The organism is Erwinia sp. CGal63, from assembly GCF_037026505.1.
Lineage (GTDB): Bacteria > Pseudomonadota > Gammaproteobacteria > Enterobacterales > Enterobacteriaceae > Erwinia.
In genome coordinates this window covers 1313479-1333272 of record NZ_JAKUMN010000001.1, presented here as the reverse complement: position 1 = coordinate 1333272, position 19794 = coordinate 1313479, and the positions used below count along the sequence as shown (strand labels likewise).

The window sequence follows — 19794 nt, the reverse complement described above, 5'->3', positions numbered from 1 at the left end:
ATGCCTCGTCATAATCAAACAGGGGCGCCATTGCGGCGCCCGATTCTACTCAAAACCGTGACGCTACCGCATCCGCCAGCAGCGTCAGCACTTCCTCGCTGTCTTCCCAACCCAGGCAGGGATCGGTAATCGACTGGCCGTAAACCAGCGGCGTACCCGGCTGCACTTTCTGCGTGCCTTCTTTCAGGAAGCTTTCAATCATCACGCCGGCGATGGTCTGCGAACCGCTGCGGATCTGCTGCGCCACGGAAGCGGCAACCTCTTTTTGCAGACGATGCTGTTTAAGGCAGTTGCCGTGGCTGAAGTCGATAACCAGCCGCGCCGGCAGCTTATGTTCACGCAGGCTGGCGGCCGCGGCGGCAACGTCATCCGCGTGATAATTCGGCTGTTTGCCGCCGCGCATAATAATGTGCCCGGAAGGATTGCCGCTGGTCTGGTAGATCGTCATCTGGCCATGTTTGTCCGGCGAAAGAAACATATGGCTGGCGCGGGCGGCACGGATCGCGTCGACGGCGATTTGGATATTGCCGTCCGTACCGTTTTTGAAACCGACCGGACAGGAGAGCGCGGAAGCCATTTCGCGATGGATCTGGCTTTCGGTGGTACGGGCGCCGATGGCTCCCCAGCTAATCAGATCCGCCAGGAACTGGCCGACCACCATATCCAGAAACTCCGTAGCGGTAGGCAGGCCGAGACGATTGATCTCCAGCAGCAGCTCACGCGCGACGGCCAGGCCGTGGTTGACGCGAAAGCTGCCGTCGAGATCGGGATCGGAAATCAGGCCTTTCCAACCCACGACGGTGCGCGGTTTTTCAAAATAGGCACGCATGACGATCTCAAGCTCCGCCGCATGACGCTGGCGTAGCGCGTTAAGTTTTGCAGCGTACTCCAGGGCGGCGGCGGGATCGTGCAGCGAGCAGGGGCCGATCACCACCAGCAGCCGACGATCTTCACCAGAGAGGATTTTGGCAATACGCTGGCGGGAAGCGGTAACGTTAGCGGCAATTTCCGGCGTGATCGGGAGACGCTGCGCCAGTTCATCAGGCGTAATCAGGCTCTCGATGCGCGCGGTCCGCAGTTCATCTGTCTTGTTCATAACCATCCAAAAAATTTGTTCTTCGCAGCGGCGGGAGTACCGGGAAGTGATGGCGATCACAATAAACCTGACATGCCAGCAATTTCAACCCGAAACGCCCGCTCGGATGGCGCAACGGGATAAATATCACTGTTTCTGGCGCACGATCAAAAATGACGTTTCAGTACATCCGGCGCGTCAGGCCCATGATGTCCATTATTTTCGTGGCGATTTCCTCAACGGAGTAGTTGGTACTGTTGAGGTAACGGATTTGATGGGTACGGAACAGCGCCTCCACTTCGCCAACTTCCAGCCGGCACTGCCGCATAGAGGCGTAGCGAGTATTCTCCGCGCGCTCCTGGCGGATAGCGGCCAGTCGTTCCGGATCGATGGTCAGGCCAAAGAGTTTTTGCTGGAAAGGGCGCAGCGCGGGCGGCAGCTTCAGGTTATCCATATCGTCGGCGATAAAGGGATAGTTGGCGGCGCGAATGCCGAACTGCATGGCCAGATAGAGGCTGGTTGGCGTTTTGCCGCAGCGCGACACGCCCAGCAAAATAACCTGCGCCTCTTCCAGACCGCGCAGGGAGATGCCGTCGTCGTGCGCCAGCGTATAATCGATAGCCGCAATACGGGCGTCATATTTGCCCAGGTTATTAGCCGTCAGGCCATGCGTACGGTTGGCGACCGGTGCGGGCGCAATACCTAACTCCTGCTGCAGCGGCGCCACCAGCGACTGCACGATATCCTGACAGAAGCCCTCACTTTGCAGGATGATATCGCGTATTTCCGGCGTGACGATAGAGATAAAGACCAGCGGCCGCACGCCGCTTTTCTGCCAGATAGCGTTAATCTGCGCTTTAACGGCCTGCGCGCGCTGAACGTTTTCCACAAAAGGCAGGGTAACGCTGTTGATGCCGACGGGAAACTGGGAGAGAACCGCGTGGCCCAGCACTTCGGCGGTAATGGCCGTCCCGTCGGAAATATAAAATACGCTGCGCTCGTTATTTTCCATTTTTGGCTCCCGATAAACGTCTCGATAAGGATTGAATTAAACTACAGTCTTATAGCAAATAGCGCCAGCAGGGATATTCAAAACATATAATTCATTGCTAAATTTAATGAAACATTTATGCTGCCAGGGCGTCAGCAGCACGCTTATATGAGGATTATGAAATCACGTTTCTTTTTATTATGCATAAAAATAGATATTAAACTGAAAAGCATTCTGAAAACGAATCGGAAACGGGTAAATTGGCGCGTCGCGTAGTTGTTGGGGTTGTTTTCTTTAAAATCAATAACTTAAATATTGTTTCTTCTGGCAAAAAAAGATTATTGCTGGCGGAATTTTCTTAAAAGCGCGCTTTTATTTAGCTTGAACGATTCAACACTTTCTTTCCCGGCAGGGAATATGCCAGGCTCAAAAACGCACGATGCTATTCCCGTTAATTCATTTATAAAAGGATTGCTTCAATGTCCAATCAAGGCGCACTGCCGCTTGTGCTCTGGTATAACCAGCTTGGCATGAACGATGTTGATCGGGTGGGAGGTAAAAATGCCTCTCTGGGTGAAATGATCACTAATTTGTCATCGCTCGGCGTTTCCGTTCCCAACGGTTTCGCCACTACAGCCGATGCATTCAATCAGTTCCTCGATCAGAGCGGCGTCAGTCAGCGGATCTATGCGCTGTTGGACAAGACCGATATTGATGACGTGGACGAGCTGGCCAAAGCGGGGAAACAGATCCGCGAATGGATCGTGGAAACGCCTTTCCAGCCAGAGCTGGAGCAGGCGATCCACGAGGCCTATCAGCAGCTCTCCGCCGATGACGACGACGCCTCGTTCGCCGTTCGTTCTTCCGCTACGGCCGAAGATATGCCGGATGCTTCGTTTGCCGGCCAGCAGGAAACCTTCCTTAACGTCCAGGGCTTTGACGCCGTGCTGGTGGCGGTTAAGCATGTTTACGCCTCGTTATTTAACGACAGGGCGATCTCCTATCGCGTGCATCAGGGCTACGATCATCGCGGCGTGGCGCTGTCAGCGGGCGTGCAGCGCATGGTGCGTTCCGATGTCGGCGCCGCAGGCGTAATGTTCACTATCGATACCGAGTCGGGCTTCGACCAGGTCGTCTTTATCACCGCCGCCTATGGCCTGGGCGAGATGGTGGTTCAGGGCGCGGTGAACCCGGATGAATTCTACGTGCATAAGCCGACGCTGGCGGCTGCGCGTCCTGCAATCGTCCGCCGCACGATGGGCTCGAAAAAAATTCGCATGGTCTATGCCGATTCCCAGGCGCATGGCGAGCAGGTAAGAATCGAGGATGTGCCGGAAGCAGAACGCGATCGCTTCTGCCTGAACAGCGAAGAAGTGGAAGCGCTGGCGGCTCAGGCGGTACAGATAGAGAAGCACTACCAGCGGCCAATGGATATTGAATGGGCGAAGGATGGCCATACCGGCAAGCTCTTTATTGTGCAGGCGCGCCCGGAAACGGTTCGCTCCAACGGCCAGGTTATGGAGCGCTATACGCTGCAGGGCAAGGGTAAAATCGTGGTGGAAGGGCGCGCTATCGGTCACCGCATCGGCGCGGGCGAAGTGAAAGTCATCCATGATATCAGCGAAATGAACCGCATTCAGAAAGGCGACGTGCTGGTAACGGACATGACCGATCCCGACTGGGAACCGATCATGAAAAAGGCTTCCGCCATCGTCACCAACCGTGGTGGACGCACCTGTCATGCCGCGATTATCGCGCGCGAGCTGGGCATTCCGGCTGTGGTAGGCTGCGGCGACGCCACCGATCGCCTGCGCGATGGGCATAAAGTGACCGTCTCCTGCGCTGAAGGCGATACCGGTTACGTCTATGACGATCTGCTCGACTTTGAGGTGAAAAGCTCTCAGGTCGACGAGATGCCCGCGCTGCCGCTGAAAATCATGATGAACGTCGGCAACCCGGATCGCGCCTTTGATTTCGCCTGCCTGCCCAACGAAGGTGTTGGCCTGGCACGACTGGAATTTATCATCAACCGCATGATTGGCGTGCATCCGAAAGCGCTGCTGGAGTTCGACCGCCAGACGCCTGAACTGCAGCAGCAGATCCGCGAGATGATGAAAGGGTTTGACGATCCGGTGGAGTTCTATATCGCTCGCCTGACGGAAGGCATCGCCACGCTTGGCGCCGCTTTTTCACCGAAGCGGGTTATTGTGCGCCTGTCAGACTTCAAAACCAATGAGTATGCCAATCTGGTCGGCGGCGAAAACTACGAGCCGGAAGAGGAAAACCCGATGCTGGGGTTCCGTGGCGCGGGCCGCTACGTAGCGGACAGCTTCCGCGACTGCTTCGCGCTGGAGTGTGCGGCCGTTAAGCGCGTGCGCAACGAGATGGGCCTGACCAACGTAGAGGTTATGGTGCCCTTTGTGCGTACCGTGGCGCAGGCGAAAGCGGTGGTGGAAGAGCTGGAGCGTCAGGGCCTGAAGCGCGGTGAAAACGGATTGAAGATCATTATGATGTGTGAGATCCCTTCCAACGCGCTGCTGGCGGACGAGTTCCTGCAATACTTCGACGGCTTCTCTATCGGCTCAAACGATATGACGCAGCTGGCGCTGGGACTGGACAGGGACTCTGGCGTAGTGTCGGAGCTGTTCGACGAGCGAAATGACGCGGTTAAAGCGCTGCTGTCGATGGCGATCCGCTCGGCGAAAAAAGCCGGCAAATATGTCGGTATCTGCGGCCAGGGGCCGTCGGATCATGAAGATTTCGCCGCATGGCTGATGGAGGAGGGAATTGACAGCCTGTCGCTTAACCCGGATACGGTAGTGCAGACCTGGCTAAGTCTGGCGGAACTGCCAAAAGCGTAGCGATTGTTCACTTTAACGCCTGAAAGGCCGACTTGTTCGGCCTTTTTGCTGTACCATACATAAAAAAAAGCCCATCACATGGGATGGGCAAAGACTACACACAGCAATTCTTTGTTCTGTTCAGGGGAAAAAGGTTGTTTATAAATCAGCGCGTTGCCGCTAAACATAACCGATATAGTATTCCCCACACTGAAATGAGTCTTTAAGAATCCTCTTATTAGTTTAAAGATAATTATATTTAATTAGCGGAATTGCAGTCGCAGGGCGCAATAACTGTATTTATCTTAATCAATTCTTATTAAGAGAGATGGGAATGGCGGCAGCCGGGCAGATAATGGTAAAAACCGCTAAACAAACGTCCCTTTTAAAGTTATTAGTGGTTTTGACAGATTGAGGCGGCCAGCCGTGCTGGCCGCGGAAAAGTTACGGTTTGTCTGAATTTTCCTGTTCAAATTCAGCCAGTTCTTCTACCACTTCTTCCGGGTCATCCAGCGGCGCAGGCTCCTCGTGCATCCAGACCGAGACCAGTCGATAGGAGACAGCCAGCACCACCGGGCCGATAAAGAGTCCTATCATACCGAAGGCGACCAGCCCGCCGATCACGCCGGAAAGGATAAGAATCATTGGCAGATCGGCGCCCATGCGAATAAGCATCGGACGCAGCACGTTGTCCAGCGTGCCCACCACGCAGCTCCAGATCAGCAGTACCGTTCCCCATGTAGTATCGCCGCTCCAGTAAAGCCAGATAATGGCCGGAATCAGCACCACCAGCGGCCCCAGCTGCACCAGGCAGGAGAGGATCATCACCACCGTCAGCACGGTCGCGTAAGGAATGCCGGAGATTGCAAGGCCAATGCCGCCCAGCACGCCCTGCACCAGAGCCGTCACCACTACGCCAAGCGCCACGGCGCGGATCGCCTGGCCCGCCAGCAGCACGGCGGCGTCGCCGCGACGATGGGCCAGCCGATAGGCAAAATGGCGGATGCCGTTGCCAACCTGTTCGCCGCGCCAGTAGAGCAGGACGCTGAACAGCAGCATCAAGCCCAGATGCAACATAAAGCGACCGAAGTGGCCGGCCTGGGCGAACAGAAAGATGCTGGTGCGGCCGATATAGGGCTGCACGCTGGTCATCATCGCCGAGCCGCCGCCAGCCAGCAGATGATGCCAGGCGGAATAGAGCTTTTTGCCTACCAGCGGCACATCGTGCAGCCAGAGCATCTGCGGCAGCATCAGATGGCCTGAGGTCGCCCAGGCGATCACCGGCCCGCTGTTTTCAATCAGGCTGTTGACCAGCAGCGCCACCGGAATGACAAACAGCAGCACCAGCAGCAGCGTCATTGCGATCACCGCCAGCGATCGGCGTCCCCACAGCCAGCCCTGGATCTTCAGCATCAGCGGCCAGGTGGCGATCACCACCATGCTCGCCCAGGCGAAACCCAGTACAAAGGGCTGCACTACCCACAGACAGGCGACGATCAGCAGCGTAATAAACAGGATGGAGAAGATGATCTGCAGCATATCCCATCCGTTTTGCGTGTTCTTCATGTATGACTGTTAACCTCGAGTAAGAGAGCCGCCAGAGTAGACCGGCAGGCGGAATGCTGAACCCTGCGTATTAAACGCATTTTCCGTGGAAACGGCACGTTATTCTTTTCGCTATGGTTTTGAAATGGCGACAGGTCATAAAAAAATGTGATAAAACCATGCCAAACGCCTCACCGCAAACATAACCTGGTTACACGACAATGATCCCACAGATTTCTCAGGCGCCGGGCCTCGTTCAACTGGTGCTGAATTTTTTGCAGACGCTGGAGCAGCAGGGTTTTACTGGTGATACCGCGACCAGCTACGCCGACCGTCTTACCATGTCCACCGATAACAGCATTTATCAGCTGCTGCCCGACGCGGTGCTTTTCCCGCGATCGACCGCCGACGTTGCGCTGATCGCGCGTGTGGCGGGCGAAGAGCGCTATCGCAGCCTGGTGTTTACGCCGCGCGGCGGCGGCACCGGCACCAACGGTCAGGCGCTGAATCAGGGCATTGTGGTGGATATGTCGCGCCATATGAATCGTATACTGGAAATCAACGTGGAGCAGGGTTGGGTAAAAGTGGAAGCGGGCGTGATCAAAGATCAGCTCAACGCCGCCCTGAAGCCGCTGGGCTACTTTTTTTCTCCTGAACTCTCTACCAGCAATCGCGCCACGCTCGGCGGCATGATCAATACCGATGCTTCCGGGCAGGGTTCGCTGGTCTATGGCAAAACCTCCGACCATGTTCTTGGGCTGCGCGCAATATTACCCGGCGGTGATATGCTGGATACGCGGGCTATTCCGGTCGGCGTGGCGGAAACGCTGGCGAAAGAGCAAACACGCGAGGGCGAAATCTATCGCACTGTGCTGGAGCGCTGCCGCGATCGCCGCGAGCTGATTATCGAGAAATTCCCCAAACTCAATCGCTTTCTTACCGGTTACGATCTGCGCCACGTTATCAGCGATGATTTACAGCAGGTGGATCTGACCCGTTTGCTGTGCGGCGCGGAAGGCACGCTTGCCTTTATCACCGAAGCGCGGCTGAACATCACGCCAATCCCTAAGGTGCGCCGGCTGGTCAATATCAAATATGACTCTTTCGATTCAGCGCTGCGCAGCGCGCCCTTTATGGTGGAGGCGCAGGCGCTGTCGGTAGAGACGGTGGATTCCAAAGTGCTGAACCTGGCACGGGAAGATATCGTGTGGCATTCGGTTAGCGAACTGATTACCGACGTGCCTGACCGCGATATGCAGGGACTGAATATCGTCGAGTTCGCCGGAGACGATCGGGCGCTGATCGACGGCCAGGTCGCCTCGCTTTGCCAGCGGCTGGAGAGCCTGATGGCGACCAACGAAGCGGGCGTGATCGGCTATCAGCTATGCGATGATATCGGCGGCATTGAACGTATCTACGCCATGCGGAAAAAAGCGGTCGGGCTGCTTGGCAACGCCAAAGGTCGCGCCAAGCCGATCCCGTTTGTCGAAGACACCTGCGTGCCGCCGCAGCATCTGGCGGATTATATCGTCGAGTTCCGTCAGCTGCTGGATGGCCATAACCTCAGTTACGGTATGTTTGGCCATGTCGACGCTGGCGTGCTGCATGTACGGCCGGCGCTGGATATGTGCGATCCGCAGCAGGAGATGCTGATGAAGCAGATCTCCGACGAAGTCGTGGCGCTGACGGCGCGCTATGGCGGACTGCTGTGGGGCGAGCACGGCAAAGGCTTCCGCGCCGAGTACAGTCCGGCTTTCTTCGGCGAAGAGCTTTTTAACGATCTGCGGCGCATCAAGGCTGCTTTCGATCCGGGCAACCGGCTCAATCCAGGGAAAATCTGCGCGCCCTGGGGCGTTGACGAACCAATGATGAAAGTGGATGCGGTCAAACGTGGCACTTTCGACCGCCAGATCCCGGTTCAGGTGCGCAGCGACTGGCGGGGCGCGATGGAGTGCAACGGCAACGGGCTCTGCTTTAATTTCGACGTGCGCAGCCCAATGTGCCCGTCAATGAAAATTACCGGCAACCGCATTCATTCGCCGAAAGGCCGCGCCACGCTGACCCGTGAGTGGCTGCGGCTGCTGGCAGAGCAGGGCGTCGATCCGCTGGCGCTGGAGCGCGCGCTGCCGCAGGCAAAGGTCAGCCTGCGCGGCATGATCGAACGCACGCGTAACAGCTGGCACGCGAAGCGCGGCGAGTATGATTTTTCGCATGAGGTTAAAGAGGCGATGTCGGGCTGCCTGGCCTGCAAAGCCTGCTCCACGCAGTGTCCGATAAAAATCGACGTGCCGGGATTCCGTTCGCGTTTTCTGCAGCTTTACCATACCCGCTACCTGCGTCCCGCGCGCGATCACCTTGTCGCTAGCGTGGAAAGCTATGCGCCGCTGATGGCGAAAGCGCCGAAGTTCTTTAACTTCTTCCTGCGCCAGCCGCTGGTGCGGGAGCTGAGCAAAAAACATATCGGCATGGTTGATCTGCCGCAGCTCTCTTCGCCCAACCTTAAACAACAGCTGGCCGGCCAGCGCGCCGCCGCCGTCACGCTGGAGCAGCTGGAGGCGATGAACGACGAGCAGCGCGCCAGCCATGTGCTGATCGTTCAGGATCCCTTTACCAGCTATTACGAAGCGCAGCTGATCGGCGACTTTGTACGGCTGGTGGAAAAGCTGGGATATCAGCCTGTGGTGTTACCTTTCTCGCCGAACGGCAAGGCGCAGCATATCAAAGGGTTTTTGCAGCGATTCGCCAGAACGGCGCAGAAAACGGCGGATTTTCTGAATCGCGTCGCGAAGCTGGGCCTGCCGATGGTCGGCGTCGATCCGGCGCTGGTGCTCTGCTACCGGGACGAATACAAAGAGGTGCTGGGCGAGAAAAGAGGCGATTTTCACGTGCAGCTGGTGCATGAATGGCTGCAGAAAGCGCTGCCGGAACGGCCGCCGGTGCCGCGCAGCGGCGAAGCCTGGTATCTGTTTGGTCATTGTACCGAAGTAACCGCGCTGCCCGCTTCCAGCCAGCAGTGGGCGGCGATTTTCGCCCGCTTCGGCGCAACGCTGGAGAATGTCAGCGTGGGCTGCTGCGGCATGGCGGGCACCTACGGCCACGAAACGAAAAATCTCGCTAACTCGCTGGGCATCTATGAGCTCTCCTGGCATCAGGCGCTGCAAAAGCTGCCGCGCCAGCGCTGCCTGGCGACCGGCTACTCCTGCCGCAGCCAGGTAAAACGCATCGAAGGCAACGGGATGCGCCATCCGCTGCAGGCTCTGCTGGAGCTGCTGTAAAAGCCTGCATAAAGAGAAGCGGAAATCTTGCCGCCGCCAGGGTATAATAGCCCGTTGCGGCGGCGCGCTACAGAATCCAGGCCGCCTGGCGGACAAACTCATTTTGCAGCGAGACGACTTTTTCCCACTCGCCGTTTAAAGCCAGCTGATGGCACAGTCGGGTAAGCGAATGGCGTGCCAGCTGCCAGGCTTGCATACGGAAGAGGCGTTCACGCGTCGTGTCGCTCAGCTCCTGCAGCAGCCGCTGATGCAGCCTGCCCAACGCATGCAAATAGCTTTGATCGTCGCCGTTAAGCTGGCAAAGCTCGGCGATATCAAGACAGGTATCGTTAAAATTGCGTAGCTGTTCAGGGCTGCACTCGGGCCGGTTTAGTTTGGCCAGGGCCAGAATATAATCAACCGTTATATCCCGGATAGAAAAGTGGTATTCATCAATTTTATGTTGCAGCCAGGCATTTATCGACAGAGTCATGCGCACTCCTGTTGGTGCTAATGATAATCATTATCATATTATAACCGGCGCAATATTCAACGCCGACGCAAATAATTTTTATCGATTTATGCTGCCTCTCAGAAAAATTGGTAATAACGATACGCGTTAAGGGTGAAAGCGTTAAAATAAGTATTCTTCGGGCTTAGCGCAACGCGACTAATATTTACTGGCCGCTTTTCAATGTGTTACCATTTCGTTAAATCACTGCGTGACACACATCGCAAACCTCTTCGCAGGGTCTAAACTGAATAAAAAGGCCCAAAAAAACACGGTTGACCTTAATCCCTGCAAAACAAGAGGTTGAAGAGACAATCATTATCACTAACATAGGGGTATCAGCCCGCAGGGCTACCGACTCGCGAGGTAATGTTATGCCATCAGCAACAACCGCTTCTTTTTCTCCCGACGACTTCGTCTGGAAAGGACTGACGCTTACCGACAGCGCCGCACAGCAAATCATCGCGCTGTCCGCCGGCGACCCGCATGTGAAGGGGTTACGGCTGGGCGTTAAAACGTCCGGCTGCGCCGGATTCGGCTATACCATGGATTTGATTAAAGAGCCTGCGTCGGATGATTTAGTCTTTACCCATAACGGCGCGAACCTCTATGTGCCGCTGCAGGCTATGCCTTTTATCGACGGAACCGAAGTGGATTTCGTGCGTGAAGGTCTGAACCAGATTTTTAAATTTAATAATCCTAAAGCTCAACACGCCTGTGGCTGTGGTGAGAGCTTTGGCGTTGAGTAAATTTTATGTCCCGAAATACTGATACATCAGACGACGTGCAGGTCTGGGAAGGAAGCCGCCAGAAATACAAGGAAGGCTTCTTCACCCAGCTGCAAACCGAAGAGTTCGCTCACGGCATCAGCGAAGATGTGGTGCGTGCGATCTCCGCCAAACGCAACGAGCCGGACTGGATGCTCGAGTTTCGCCTTAAAGCCTACGCGGCGTGGCTGGAGATGGAAGAGCCGCACTGGCTGAAAGCTAACTATAAGTCACTGAACTATCAGGATTACAGCTACTACTCTGCGCCATCCTGCGGCAGCTGCGACGACAGCTGCGCCTCGGAGCCGGGCGCTCAGCAGAGCTCCGGCGCCGCCGCGCCGAACTACCTGACGGAAGAAGTGGAAAACGCCTTTAAACAGCTGGGCGTACCGGTGCGCGAAGGCCAGGAAGTGGCCGTGGACGCCATTTTCGACTCGGTATCGGTTTCCACCACCTACCGCGGCAAGCTGGCGGAGCAGGGCATTATCTTCTGCTCGTTTGGCGAAGCGATTCACGACCATCCGGAGCTGGTAAAACAGTATCTGGGCAGCGTGGTGCCGGCCAACGATAACTTCTTCGCCGCGCTTAACTCAGCGGTCGCCTCGGACGGTACCTTCGTCTATATCCCGAAAGGGGTGCGTTGCCCGATGGAGCTGTCGACCTATTTCCGCATCAACGCGGCGAAAACCGGTCAGTTCGAGCGCACCATTCTGATTGCCGATGAAGGCAGCTACGTCAGCTACATCGAAGGCTGCTCCGCGCCGGTACGCGACAGCTATCAGCTGCACGCGGCGGTGGTGGAAGTGATCATCCATAAAGACGCGGAAGTGAAGTACTCCACCGTTCAGAACTGGTTCGCCGGCGGCGAAGCAGAAGGCGGCATCCTCAACTTCGTAACCAAGCGCGCGCTGTGCGAAGGCGAAAACAGCAAGATGTCCTGGACGCAGTCGGAAACCGGTTCGGCGATCACCTGGAAATACCCAAGCGTGATCCTGCGCGGCGACAACTCCGTAGGCGAGTTCTTCTCCGTAGCGCTGACCAGCGGCCATCAGCAGGCCGATACCGGCACCAAGATGATCCATATCGGCAAGAACACCAAATCCACCATTATCTCTAAGGGGATTTCGGCGGGTAAAAGCCAGAACACCTATCGTGGCCTGGTGAAGATTATGCCGACGGCGACCAACGCCCGTAACTTCACGCAGTGCGACTCTATGCTGATTGGCGCGGAGTGCGGCGCGCACACTTTCCCGTATGTGGAAGCGCGCAACAACACCGCGCAGCTGGAGCATGAGGCGACCACCTCGCGCATCGGCGAAGATCAGCTGTTTTACTGCCTGCAGCGCGGCATCAGCGAAGACGACGCGATCTCAATGATCGTCAACGGCTTCTGCAAAGACGTTTTCTCCGAGCTGCCGCTGGAATTTGCGGTGGAAGCGCAAAAACTGCTGGCGATCAGCCTCGAACACAGCGTGGGCTGATCCCCGCTGCTTATTCATTTTGCGCAGTGCCGACAGGTACTGCCCAGGAAAAAATATGTTAAGCATTAAAGATTTACAGGTAAGTATCGAAGACAAAGAGATCCTGCGCGGGCTGAACCTTGAGGTGAAGCCGGGCGAAGTGCACGCCATTATGGGGCCGAACGGCTCAGGCAAGAGTACGCTTTCCGCCACGCTGGCGGGCCGCGAAGAGTATGAAATCACCGGCGGCTCCATCGAGTTCAAAGGCAAAGATCTGCTGGAGCTGTCGCCGGAAGACCGTGCGGGCGAAGGCATCTTTATGGCCTTCCAGTATCCGGTAGAAATCCCGGGCGTCAGCAACCAGTTCTTCCTGCAGACCGCGGTTAACGCGGTGCGCAAATATCGCGAGCAGGAGTCGCTGGATCGCTTTGATTTCCAGGACTTTATCGAAGACAAGATTCACCTGCTGAAAATGCCGGAAGATCTGCTGACCCGTTCCGTTAACGTCGGCTTCTCCGGCGGTGAGAAAAAGCGTAACGACATCCTGCAGATGGCGGCGCTGGAGCCTGAGCTCTGCATCCTCGACGAAACGGACTCCGGTCTGGATATCGACGCGCTGAAAATCGTCTCTAACGGCGTCAATACGCTGCGCGACGGCAAGCGCTCTTTTATCATCGTCACGCACTACCAGCGCATCCTGGACTACATCAAGCCTGACTTCGTACACGTGCTCTATCAGGGGAAAATCGTCAAATCAGGCGATTTCTCACTGGTGAAACAACTGGAGGAGCAAGGCTATGGCTGGCTTACCGAACAGGAGTAGTGAAAACGCCCTGCAGCAGTGGCATCACCTGTTCGAAACCCAGGGCGAGCAGCGTTCCATGCAGGCTCAGCAACACTGGCAGCAGGTGCTGCGCTTAGGGCTGCCGACGCGCAAGCATGAGAACTGGAAATATACGCCGCTGGACGGCCTGCTGGCGCACAACTTTGTGCTGCCGACCGCCGCCGAGCTGAGCGCCGACGATGTCGCTGCGCTGGCGCTGGATATCGACGCCATCAAACTGGTCTTCATCGATGGCCGTTTCAATGCGCAGCTGAGCGACAGCAGCTACGATCTGTTCGATATTCAGGTGACTAAAGCCGCAGGCCGCCGCGAGCTGAACGCGCCGATCCAGCCGGAAATCTTCCTGCACCTGACGGAGAGCCTGGCGGAAGAGGTGACCACCATTCATCTGCCGCGCGGCAAGTCCGCCGCGCGCGCTGTCTATCTGCTGCATATCAGCAGCGGCAGCGCTCAGGATGAGATGAATACCTCGCACTATCGGCATCATCTGCAGCTGGATGACGGCGCGGAAGCCACGGTTATCGAGCACTACGTCAGCCTGAACGAGAGCACGCACTTTACCGGCGCCCGCTTCACCGCGTCTGTAGGCAACAACGCGCAGCTGACGCACTACAAACTGGCTTTCGAACACGCCAGCAGCAACCACTTCGCCCATAACGATCTGCTGATCGAGCGCGATGCGCGCGTGCAGAGCCACAGCTTCCTGTTGGGCAGCGGCCTGAGCCGCCATAACACCAGCACGCAGCTGAACGGCGAAGGCACCGAGCTGTTTATCAACAGCCTGATGCTGCCGGTAGAGAAAGAAGTGTGCGACAGCCGTACTTATCTGGAGCACAACAAGGGCTACTGCCAGAGCCGTCAGCTGCACAAAACTATCGTGCGCGACAAAGCCAGAGCGGTGTTCAACGGCAAGATCGAAGTGGCGAAGCACGCGCTGAAAACCGACGGACAGATGACCAACAACAACCTGCTGTTGGGACGTCTGGCGGAAGTGGACACCAAGCCGCAGCTGGAAATCTACGCCGACGATGTTAAGTGCAGCCACGGCGCCACTATCGGCCGTATCGATGACGAGCAGATGTTCTATCTGCGCGCTCGCGGCATCAGCGAAGAGTCTGCCCAGCGCATGATTATCTACGCCTTTGCCGCTGAGCTGACCGAAGCCATCACGGACGAGGTACTGAAGGAAGCGGTGATGCAGCGTATCGCGCAGCGCTTTCCCGGAGGCATTAAATGAGTTTCGACCTGACACGCGTCAGGGCTGATTTTCCCGTACTGGCGCGAGAAGTAAACGGCCAGCCGCTGGCTTACCTCGACAGCGCCGCCAGCGCGCAAAAACCGCAGGCGGTTATCGACGCGGAGAGCCATTTCTACGAGCACGGTTATGCGGCGGTGCATCGGGGTATTCATACCCTGAGCGCCGAAGCGACCACGGAGATGGAAGAGGTTCGCGCACGCGCTGCGCGTTTCCTTAACGCCGCGTCGCCGGAAGAGATTGTGTTTGTCAAAGGCACCACCGAAGGTATCAACCTTGTGGCCAGCAGCTGGGGCGGCAGTGAGCTGCAGCCCGGCGACAACATCATCATTACCGAGATGGAGCACCACGCCAATATTGTTCCGTGGCAGATGGTGGCCGAGCGTACTGGCGCAGAAGTGCGTTTTATTCCTCTGACGGCCGAAGGCGAGCTGGATCTGACCGCGCTGCCGAAGCTGATGGACAGCCGTACCCGTATGCTGGCCGTCACGCATGTTTCCAACGTGCTGGGCACCATCAACCCGGTGAAACAGCTGGTGGCGCAGGCGAAAGCCGCAGGCGTCGCCACGCTGATCGACGGCGCGCAGGCGGTAATGCACTCGAAGGTTGACGTGCAGGATCTGGGCTGCGACTTTTACCTCTTCTCCGGCCATAAAATTTACGGCCCATCAGGCATTGGTATCCTCTACGGTCGCAAGGCCATGCTGGATAAAATGCCGCCGTGGGAAGGCGGCGGTTCGATGATTGCGACCGTAAGCCTGACCGAAGGCACGACCTATGCCGCAGCACCGTGGCGCTTTGAAGCCGGTTCGCCGAACACCGGCGGCATTATGGGCCTGGGCGCGGCGCTGAAGTGGGTCGAGGAGCTGGGGCTGGAAAACATTGCGCAGCGCGAGCAGGAGCTGATGCGCTACGCGATGGAGAAGCTGGCTACTGTTCCCGATCTGATCATCTACGGCCCGCAGGCGCGTGCAGGCGTTATCGCTTTCAATCTGGGACAGCATCACGCCTATGACGTGGGCAGCTTCCTGGATCGCTACGGTATCGCTATTCGTACCGGCCATCACTGCGCCATGCCGCTGATGCACCACTACAACGTGCCGGCAATGTGTCGCGCTTCGTTTGTTTTGTATAATAGCGAAGAAGAGGTCGATCGCCTGGCGGCTGGCCTGACACGTATACATATGCTGCTGGGCGGCTAGACCGGCAAAGGAGAACCGATGGCAACCTTGCCTGATAAAGAGAGACTGGTACGTAACTTTTCCCGCTGCGCCAACTGGGAAGAGAAATACCTCTATGTCATAGAGCTGGGCGCGAAGCTGCCACCGCTGCCGGAGTCGCAGCACCTGCCGGAAAACACCATTTCCGGCTGTCAGAGCCAGGTCTGGATTGTAATGGATTTGGATGAGCAGGGTCGCGCGCTGCTACAGGGCGACAGCGACGCCGCTATCGTCAAAGGCCTGATTGCCGTGGTTTTCGTACTTTACCAGCAGATGACCCCAGCGGAAATCCTGGATTTCGACGTGCGGCCGTGGTTCGCCGAGCTGGCGCTGACCCAGCACCTGACGCCTTCGCGCTCGCAGGGGCTGGAAGCGATGATCCGCGCTATTCGCCAGAAAGCGCAGGACAGCATCGGCTAAGTTGCTACACTTCTCGACAGACTTCCCGTCAGCGAGACGGGAAGTATTTTCCTGACGAGAAACGACAATGAACATTCTGCTATCCTCTTTTTTGTTTTTCTTCTGCATTGCCGTCCATGCGGCTGAATATCCTCTTCCCGCAGCCGACAGCCGCCTGATTGGTGAAAACCAACTCTACACCGTGCCCAACGATGGCCGCTCGCTGGAGAGCATCGCAGCGCAGTTTCAGACGGGCCTGCTGGGAATGCTTGAGGCGAACCCCGGCACCGATCCCTGGCTACCCAAAGCGGGCTCGCAGCTGGTTATTCCCGGTCAAATGCTGCTGCCCGACACGAAAAGGGAAGGGATAGTCGTCAACGTGGCGGAGCTGCGGCTCTATTACTATCCGAAAGATGAAAATAAAGTAGTGGTTTATCCCATCGGCATCGGCCAGCTCGGCGCTAACACGCCCGCGATGATCACCCGCATCAGCCAGAAAATCCCAAATCCCACCTGGACGCCAACGCCTAATATCCGCAAGCGCTATGCGGCGGAAGGCAAAACGCTACCGGTTACTATACCGGCCGGCCCGGATAACCCTATGGGACTTTATGCGCTGCGTCTGGCCTGGGGCAAAGGCCACTATCTGATCCACGGCACCAATGCCGATTTCGGTATCGGGATGCGCGTCAGCTCCGGCTGCATTCGCCTGCGGCCTGACGACATTGAAAGCCTGTTTAACAGCGTGCCGGAAGGCACCCGAGTGCAGATAATCAATCAGCCGGTTAAATACGCGGTGGAACCGGACGGCAAACGCTACCTTGAAGTGCATCAGCCGCTGTCGCATAGTGAAAAAGACGATCCGCAGACGCTACCGATCGCTCTGACAACGAAAACGAAAAAGTTTATCAGCAGCGAGCTGAGCGATCGGGAGGTCGTTAGAGAGGCGCTGACAAGGCGTTCCGGAATGCCGGTGCTGGTGAACAGCGGAGAGGCTTCAGCGGCAGCGCCTGTAAAGGCGTCAGAAGCGCTGTAAGCGATTTTGCCAGAAAGCTGAGAGAAAGAGGGCCAGAGCAGTTTTCGACGGGCTGGAGCGCCCTTCAGCAGAGATAAAACGCAGACAAAAAAAATGGCGCACACTGTGCGCCATTTTTAAACCAGAACTCTTACTTACGGTAAGAGTGAGCCTGGTTGTCCAGACGCTGGTTAGCGCGTGCTGCGTCGTCTTTAGCAGCCTGAACGTCAGAACGGATTGCGTTCACGTCGTTGCTCAGCTGGTCAACTTTAGCGTTCAGAGTCTGAACGTCGGTAGACAGCTGGTCAATTTTAGCGTTGCTTGAGCAACCAGCCAGCAGAGTTGAACCCAGGATTACCGCGCCCAGTACCAGTTTAGTACGATTCATTATTTATACCCTCTAGATTAAGTTAATCTCCATGTAGCGTTACAAGTATTACACAAAGTTTTTTCCAATGAGAATAAATTTTTGGTGAGAACGTGCTTAAATTTGATCGTTCGCTCAAAGATGCATCGTCTTTGCGGAAAAGGCTAAAAAATTAAGCGAAAACAGATAATTTCAATCGGAGTTATCCCGGCTTATGGGCTGATTGCATCGTTAATTTCGATTGGAATTTTTAGAAAAAGTTGTTAGCGGAATTGTAAAAAAAGCGCCTCTCGGGGCGCTTTTTCACTACAAGGCGTAATCTTTGATTACAGAACGTGCACAGAGGCGGTATTCGTGGTTCCGCTTGGTACCAGCGCGCCGGAAACCATCACTACCACATCGCCTTTCTGACCGTAACCGCTGGCGATCGCCGCTTCCTTACCAATACGGTAGAAATCGTCCGTAGAAGCGATCTCTTTAACCACGGAAGCCACGATGCCTTTGCTCAGGATCAGCTGACGCGCGGTCTGCTCGTTGGTGGTTAAAGCCAGAATGGTGGCGTTCGGGAAGTACTTACGCACCGATTTAGCCGATTTGCCGCCTTCGGTCGCTACCACAATCAGCGGCGCTTCCAGCTTCTCAGCCGTTTCTACCGCGCCGCGGCATACCGCTTCGGTAATGCGCATTTTGCGGTTGTCGTGCTGAGAGTCGATACGGCTCTTCATCACGCGATCGGTGCGTTCGCAGATGGTGGCCATAATGGTCACAGATTCCAGCGGGTATTTACCCTTGGCGCTTTCGCCAGAGAGCATTACCGCATCGGTACCGTCCAGGATGGCGTTAGCCACGTCGCCGGCTTCCGCACGGGTAGGGCGTGGATTTTTGATCATTGAGTCCAGCATCTGCGTCGCGGTGATCACCACTTTACGCGCGCGGTTACACTTCTTGATCATCATCTTCTGCGCGAAAATGACCTCTTCAACCGGGATTTCCACGCCCAGGTCGCCACGCGCCACCATGATGCCGTCGGAAGCGTCCAGAATCTCGTCAAAATTGTTCAGGCCTTCCTGGTTTTCAATTTTAGAGATGATCTGGATATGCTCACCGCCGTGCTGCTTGAGGTGCTCGCGGATTTCCAATACGTCGGAACGCTTGCGGATAAAGGAAGCGGCGACGAAATCCACGCCCTGTTCGCAGCCGAAGATCAGGTCGCGTTTGTCTTTCTCGGCCAGCGCAGGCAGCTGAATGGAAACGCCCGGCAGGTTAACGCCTTTGTTTTCGCCCAGGTCGCCGTTATTCAGCACTTTACAAACAACGGTGTGTTCAGTGACTTCGGTGACTTCCAGGCCGATCAGGCCATCGTCCACCAGCACGGTGTTGCCGATGGAAAGGTCGGCGGCAAAGCCCGAATAGGTGACCGCAACGCGCTCGCTGTTGCCGATAACGGACTGGTCAGTGGTAAAGGTGAAGGTTTGTCCGGCCTTCAGGGAAACGTCCGCGCCGCCTTCCAGCTTCATGGTACGGATTTCCGGGCCTTTGGTGTCCAGCAGAATAGCGGCCTGTTTGCCGGTTTTGCTCATCACCGCGCGCAGGTTAGCGATACGCTTACCGTGTTCGTCATAGTCGCCGTGAGAGAAGTTCAGACGCATGACGTTCATGCCCGCGTCCAGCAGGTTGGTCAACATTTCTTCCGATTCGGTTTTTGGACCGATGGTACAAACAATCTTGGTCTTTTTCATGACGAGTCATCTGTTAAGTTAATGGATGAAATAAAGCGAAATCCCGGTGGTTGGTAGTGCGCGCCGGAAAAGCATGATTGCCTGACGGCGAACTGCGATACAGCTTAAGGATAGGTGACAGAAAAAAAGCGTGCAGAGGAAGTTTAAACGCGGATTTGGCGCCGGCGCAAAATTTGGTTGCGCAACCAGCTATCGTTTTTGCTAAAGGGCCAACCATACGCTGAAACCATTCAAGTGAAACAACGTTTCGTATTATAGCTACTCAGACCATTGAAAACCAATTAAAAAGTGGTTGCGAAGCGGGGAAAGCTTGCACCAGATCAGATTGTTGCGCAAAAAAAGCGGCTGGCGGGCGAAAAAGAGCGGTTCGAAAAGGGCTGGCAGATAAACGATAAAAAGGTCTTTAAAAGTGCGGAAGAGTAGGTAAAGCGTTGTGGATGACCCGAACTTATGGCGTTAGCTTGTTTGCCTGAGCGGCAATCTGGTCAACGAGACGGAAAACGTGATTTGGT

Annotated in this window: 15 protein-coding genes and 1 other RNA gene; 9 read left to right on the top strand and 7 right to left on the bottom strand. The window is 56.1% G+C overall.

Annotated elements, in window-relative coordinates; translation table 11 throughout:
* Positions 1-49: 49 nt before the first annotated feature.
* Positions 50-1096, bottom strand: coding sequence for a 3-deoxy-7-phosphoheptulonate synthase (locus MKZ79_RS06035; protein WP_336140715.1), 1047 nt, complete (start codon positions 1094-1096; stop codon positions 50-52).
* A 160-nt stretch (positions 1097-1256) separates the two neighbouring features.
* A complete protein-coding gene (ppsR, locus tag MKZ79_RS06030) occupies positions 1257-2087 on the bottom strand; it encodes a posphoenolpyruvate synthetase regulatory kinase/phosphorylase PpsR (protein WP_336140714.1) in 831 nt (276 codons plus the stop codon).
* A gap of 458 nt (positions 2088-2545) precedes the next feature.
* Between ppsR and ppsA the strand changes: the two genes are divergently transcribed.
* Positions 2546-4927 (top strand): phosphoenolpyruvate synthase, encoded by a 2382-nt coding sequence (gene ppsA / locus MKZ79_RS06025; RefSeq protein ID WP_336140713.1) that lies wholly within the window; start codon positions 2546-2548, stop codon positions 4925-4927.
* 59 nt (positions 4928-4986) lie between these two features.
* On the opposite strand, the gene rprA is transcribed toward ppsA, so the two are convergent.
* An RNA gene (gene rprA, locus MKZ79_RS06020) (antisense sRNA RprA) lies at positions 4987-5087 on the bottom strand.
* A gap of 263 nt (positions 5088-5350) precedes the next feature.
* On the bottom strand, positions 5351-6472 hold the full coding sequence (gene ydiK / locus MKZ79_RS06015) for an AI-2E family transporter YdiK (RefSeq protein WP_336140712.1): 1122 nt from the start codon (positions 6470-6472) through the stop codon (positions 5351-5353).
* A 200-nt stretch (positions 6473-6672) separates the two neighbouring features.
* Here ydiK and ydiJ point away from each other — a divergent pair, with 200 nt between their 5' ends.
* On the top strand, positions 6673-9726 hold the full coding sequence (gene ydiJ, locus MKZ79_RS06010) for a D-2-hydroxyglutarate dehydrogenase YdiJ (protein ID WP_336140711.1): 3054 nt from the start codon (positions 6673-6675) through the stop codon (positions 9724-9726).
* A gap of 67 nt (positions 9727-9793) precedes the next feature.
* Here ydiJ and MKZ79_RS06005 read toward each other — a convergent pair whose 3' ends face one another.
* The gene (locus tag MKZ79_RS06005; RefSeq protein WP_336140710.1) at positions 9794-10198 is read right to left on the bottom strand and encodes a hypothetical protein; all 405 of its coding nucleotides are present in this window, start codon (positions 10196-10198) and stop codon (positions 9794-9796) included.
* A gap of 392 nt (positions 10199-10590) precedes the next feature.
* Here MKZ79_RS06005 and sufA point away from each other — a divergent pair, with 392 nt between their 5' ends.
* From sufA to MKZ79_RS05970, 7 genes are all read left to right on the top strand, one after another.
* Positions 10591-10965 carry a Fe-S cluster assembly scaffold SufA gene (gene sufA / locus MKZ79_RS06000; protein WP_336140709.1) on the top strand — a complete coding sequence of 125 codons (375 nt, stop codon included), beginning with the start codon at positions 10591-10593 and terminating at the stop codon, positions 10963-10965.
* 5 nt (positions 10966-10970) lie between these two features.
* The gene (sufB, locus tag MKZ79_RS05995) at positions 10971-12464 is read left to right on the top strand and encodes a Fe-S cluster assembly protein SufB (protein WP_336140708.1); all 1494 of its coding nucleotides are present in this window, start codon (positions 10971-10973) and stop codon (positions 12462-12464) included.
* Positions 12465-12519: 55 nt separating this feature from the next.
* Positions 12520-13266 carry a Fe-S cluster assembly ATPase SufC gene (gene sufC / locus MKZ79_RS05990; protein ID WP_336140707.1) on the top strand — a complete coding sequence of 249 codons (747 nt, stop codon included), beginning with the start codon at positions 12520-12522 and terminating at the stop codon, positions 13264-13266.
* Entirely contained in the window at positions 13241-14524 is a 1284-nt protein-coding gene (gene sufD, locus MKZ79_RS05985; protein ID WP_336140706.1) for a Fe-S cluster assembly protein SufD, read from the top strand. The genes sufC and sufD overlap by 26 nt, the downstream gene beginning before the upstream one ends.
* Entirely contained in the window at positions 14521-15744 is a 1224-nt protein-coding gene (gene sufS / locus MKZ79_RS05980) for a cysteine desulfurase SufS (protein ID WP_336140705.1), read from the top strand. The genes sufD and sufS overlap by 4 nt, the downstream gene beginning before the upstream one ends.
* An 18-nt stretch (positions 15745-15762) precedes the next feature.
* Positions 15763-16182: a cysteine desulfuration protein SufE gene (sufE, locus tag MKZ79_RS05975; protein ID WP_336140704.1), complete on the top strand. Its 420-nt coding sequence runs from the start codon at positions 15763-15765 to the stop codon at positions 16180-16182.
* A gap of 67 nt (positions 16183-16249) precedes the next feature.
* Positions 16250-17197, top strand: a complete 948-nt coding sequence (locus tag MKZ79_RS05970) for a L,D-transpeptidase family protein (RefSeq protein WP_336140703.1) — start codon at positions 16250-16252, stop codon at positions 17195-17197.
* A 130-nt stretch (positions 17198-17327) separates the two neighbouring features.
* Here MKZ79_RS05970 and MKZ79_RS05965 read toward each other — a convergent pair whose 3' ends face one another.
* Together MKZ79_RS05965 and pykF are read right to left on the bottom strand one after the other, a co-directional pair.
* Positions 17328-17564 (bottom strand): major outer membrane lipoprotein, encoded by a 237-nt coding sequence (locus tag MKZ79_RS05965; protein WP_016169824.1) that lies wholly within the window; start codon positions 17562-17564, stop codon positions 17328-17330.
* Positions 17565-17869: 305 nt separating this feature from the next.
* Entirely contained in the window at positions 17870-19282 is a 1413-nt protein-coding gene (gene pykF / locus MKZ79_RS05960) for a pyruvate kinase PykF (RefSeq protein WP_336140702.1), read from the bottom strand.
* Positions 19283-19794 lie beyond the last annotated feature (512 nt).

Bases quoted from the DNA above. Each gene is read 5' to 3' on its own strand.
- MKZ79_RS05970 (WP_336140703.1), top strand. From the start codon at position 16,250: ATGAACATTCTGCTATCCTCTTTTTTGTTTTTCTTCTGCATTGCCGTC.
- sufE (WP_336140704.1), top strand. From the start codon at position 15,763: ATGGCAACCTTGCCTGATAAAGAGAGACTGGTACGTAACTTTTCCCGC.
- MKZ79_RS06035 (WP_336140715.1), bottom strand. From the start codon at position 1,096: ATGAACAAGACAGATGAACTGCGGACCGCGCGCATCGAGAGCCTGATT.
- pykF (WP_336140702.1), bottom strand. From the start codon at position 19,282: ATGAAAAAGACCAAGATTGTTTGTACCATCGGTCCAAAAACCGAATCG.
- MKZ79_RS05965 (WP_016169824.1), bottom strand. From the start codon at position 17,564: ATGAATCGTACTAAACTGGTACTGGGCGCGGTAATCCTGGGTTCAACT.
- MKZ79_RS06005 (WP_336140710.1), bottom strand. From the start codon at position 10,198: ATGACTCTGTCGATAAATGCCTGGCTGCAACATAAAATTGATGAATAC.
- sufS (WP_336140705.1), top strand. From the start codon at position 14,521: ATGAGTTTCGACCTGACACGCGTCAGGGCTGATTTTCCCGTACTGGCG.
- sufD (WP_336140706.1), top strand. From the start codon at position 13,241: ATGGCTGGCTTACCGAACAGGAGTAGTGAAAACGCCCTGCAGCAGTGG.
- sufA (WP_336140709.1), top strand. From the start codon at position 10,591: ATGCCATCAGCAACAACCGCTTCTTTTTCTCCCGACGACTTCGTCTGG.
- sufB (WP_336140708.1), top strand. From the start codon at position 10,971: ATGTCCCGAAATACTGATACATCAGACGACGTGCAGGTCTGGGAAGGA.
- ydiJ (WP_336140711.1), top strand. From the start codon at position 6,673: ATGATCCCACAGATTTCTCAGGCGCCGGGCCTCGTTCAACTGGTGCTG.
- ydiK (WP_336140712.1), bottom strand. From the start codon at position 6,472: ATGAAGAACACGCAAAACGGATGGGATATGCTGCAGATCATCTTCTCC.
- sufC (WP_336140707.1), top strand. From the start codon at position 12,520: ATGTTAAGCATTAAAGATTTACAGGTAAGTATCGAAGACAAAGAGATC.
- ppsR (WP_336140714.1), bottom strand. From the start codon at position 2,087: ATGGAAAATAACGAGCGCAGCGTATTTTATATTTCCGACGGGACGGCC.
- ppsA (WP_336140713.1), top strand. From the start codon at position 2,546: ATGTCCAATCAAGGCGCACTGCCGCTTGTGCTCTGGTATAACCAGCTT.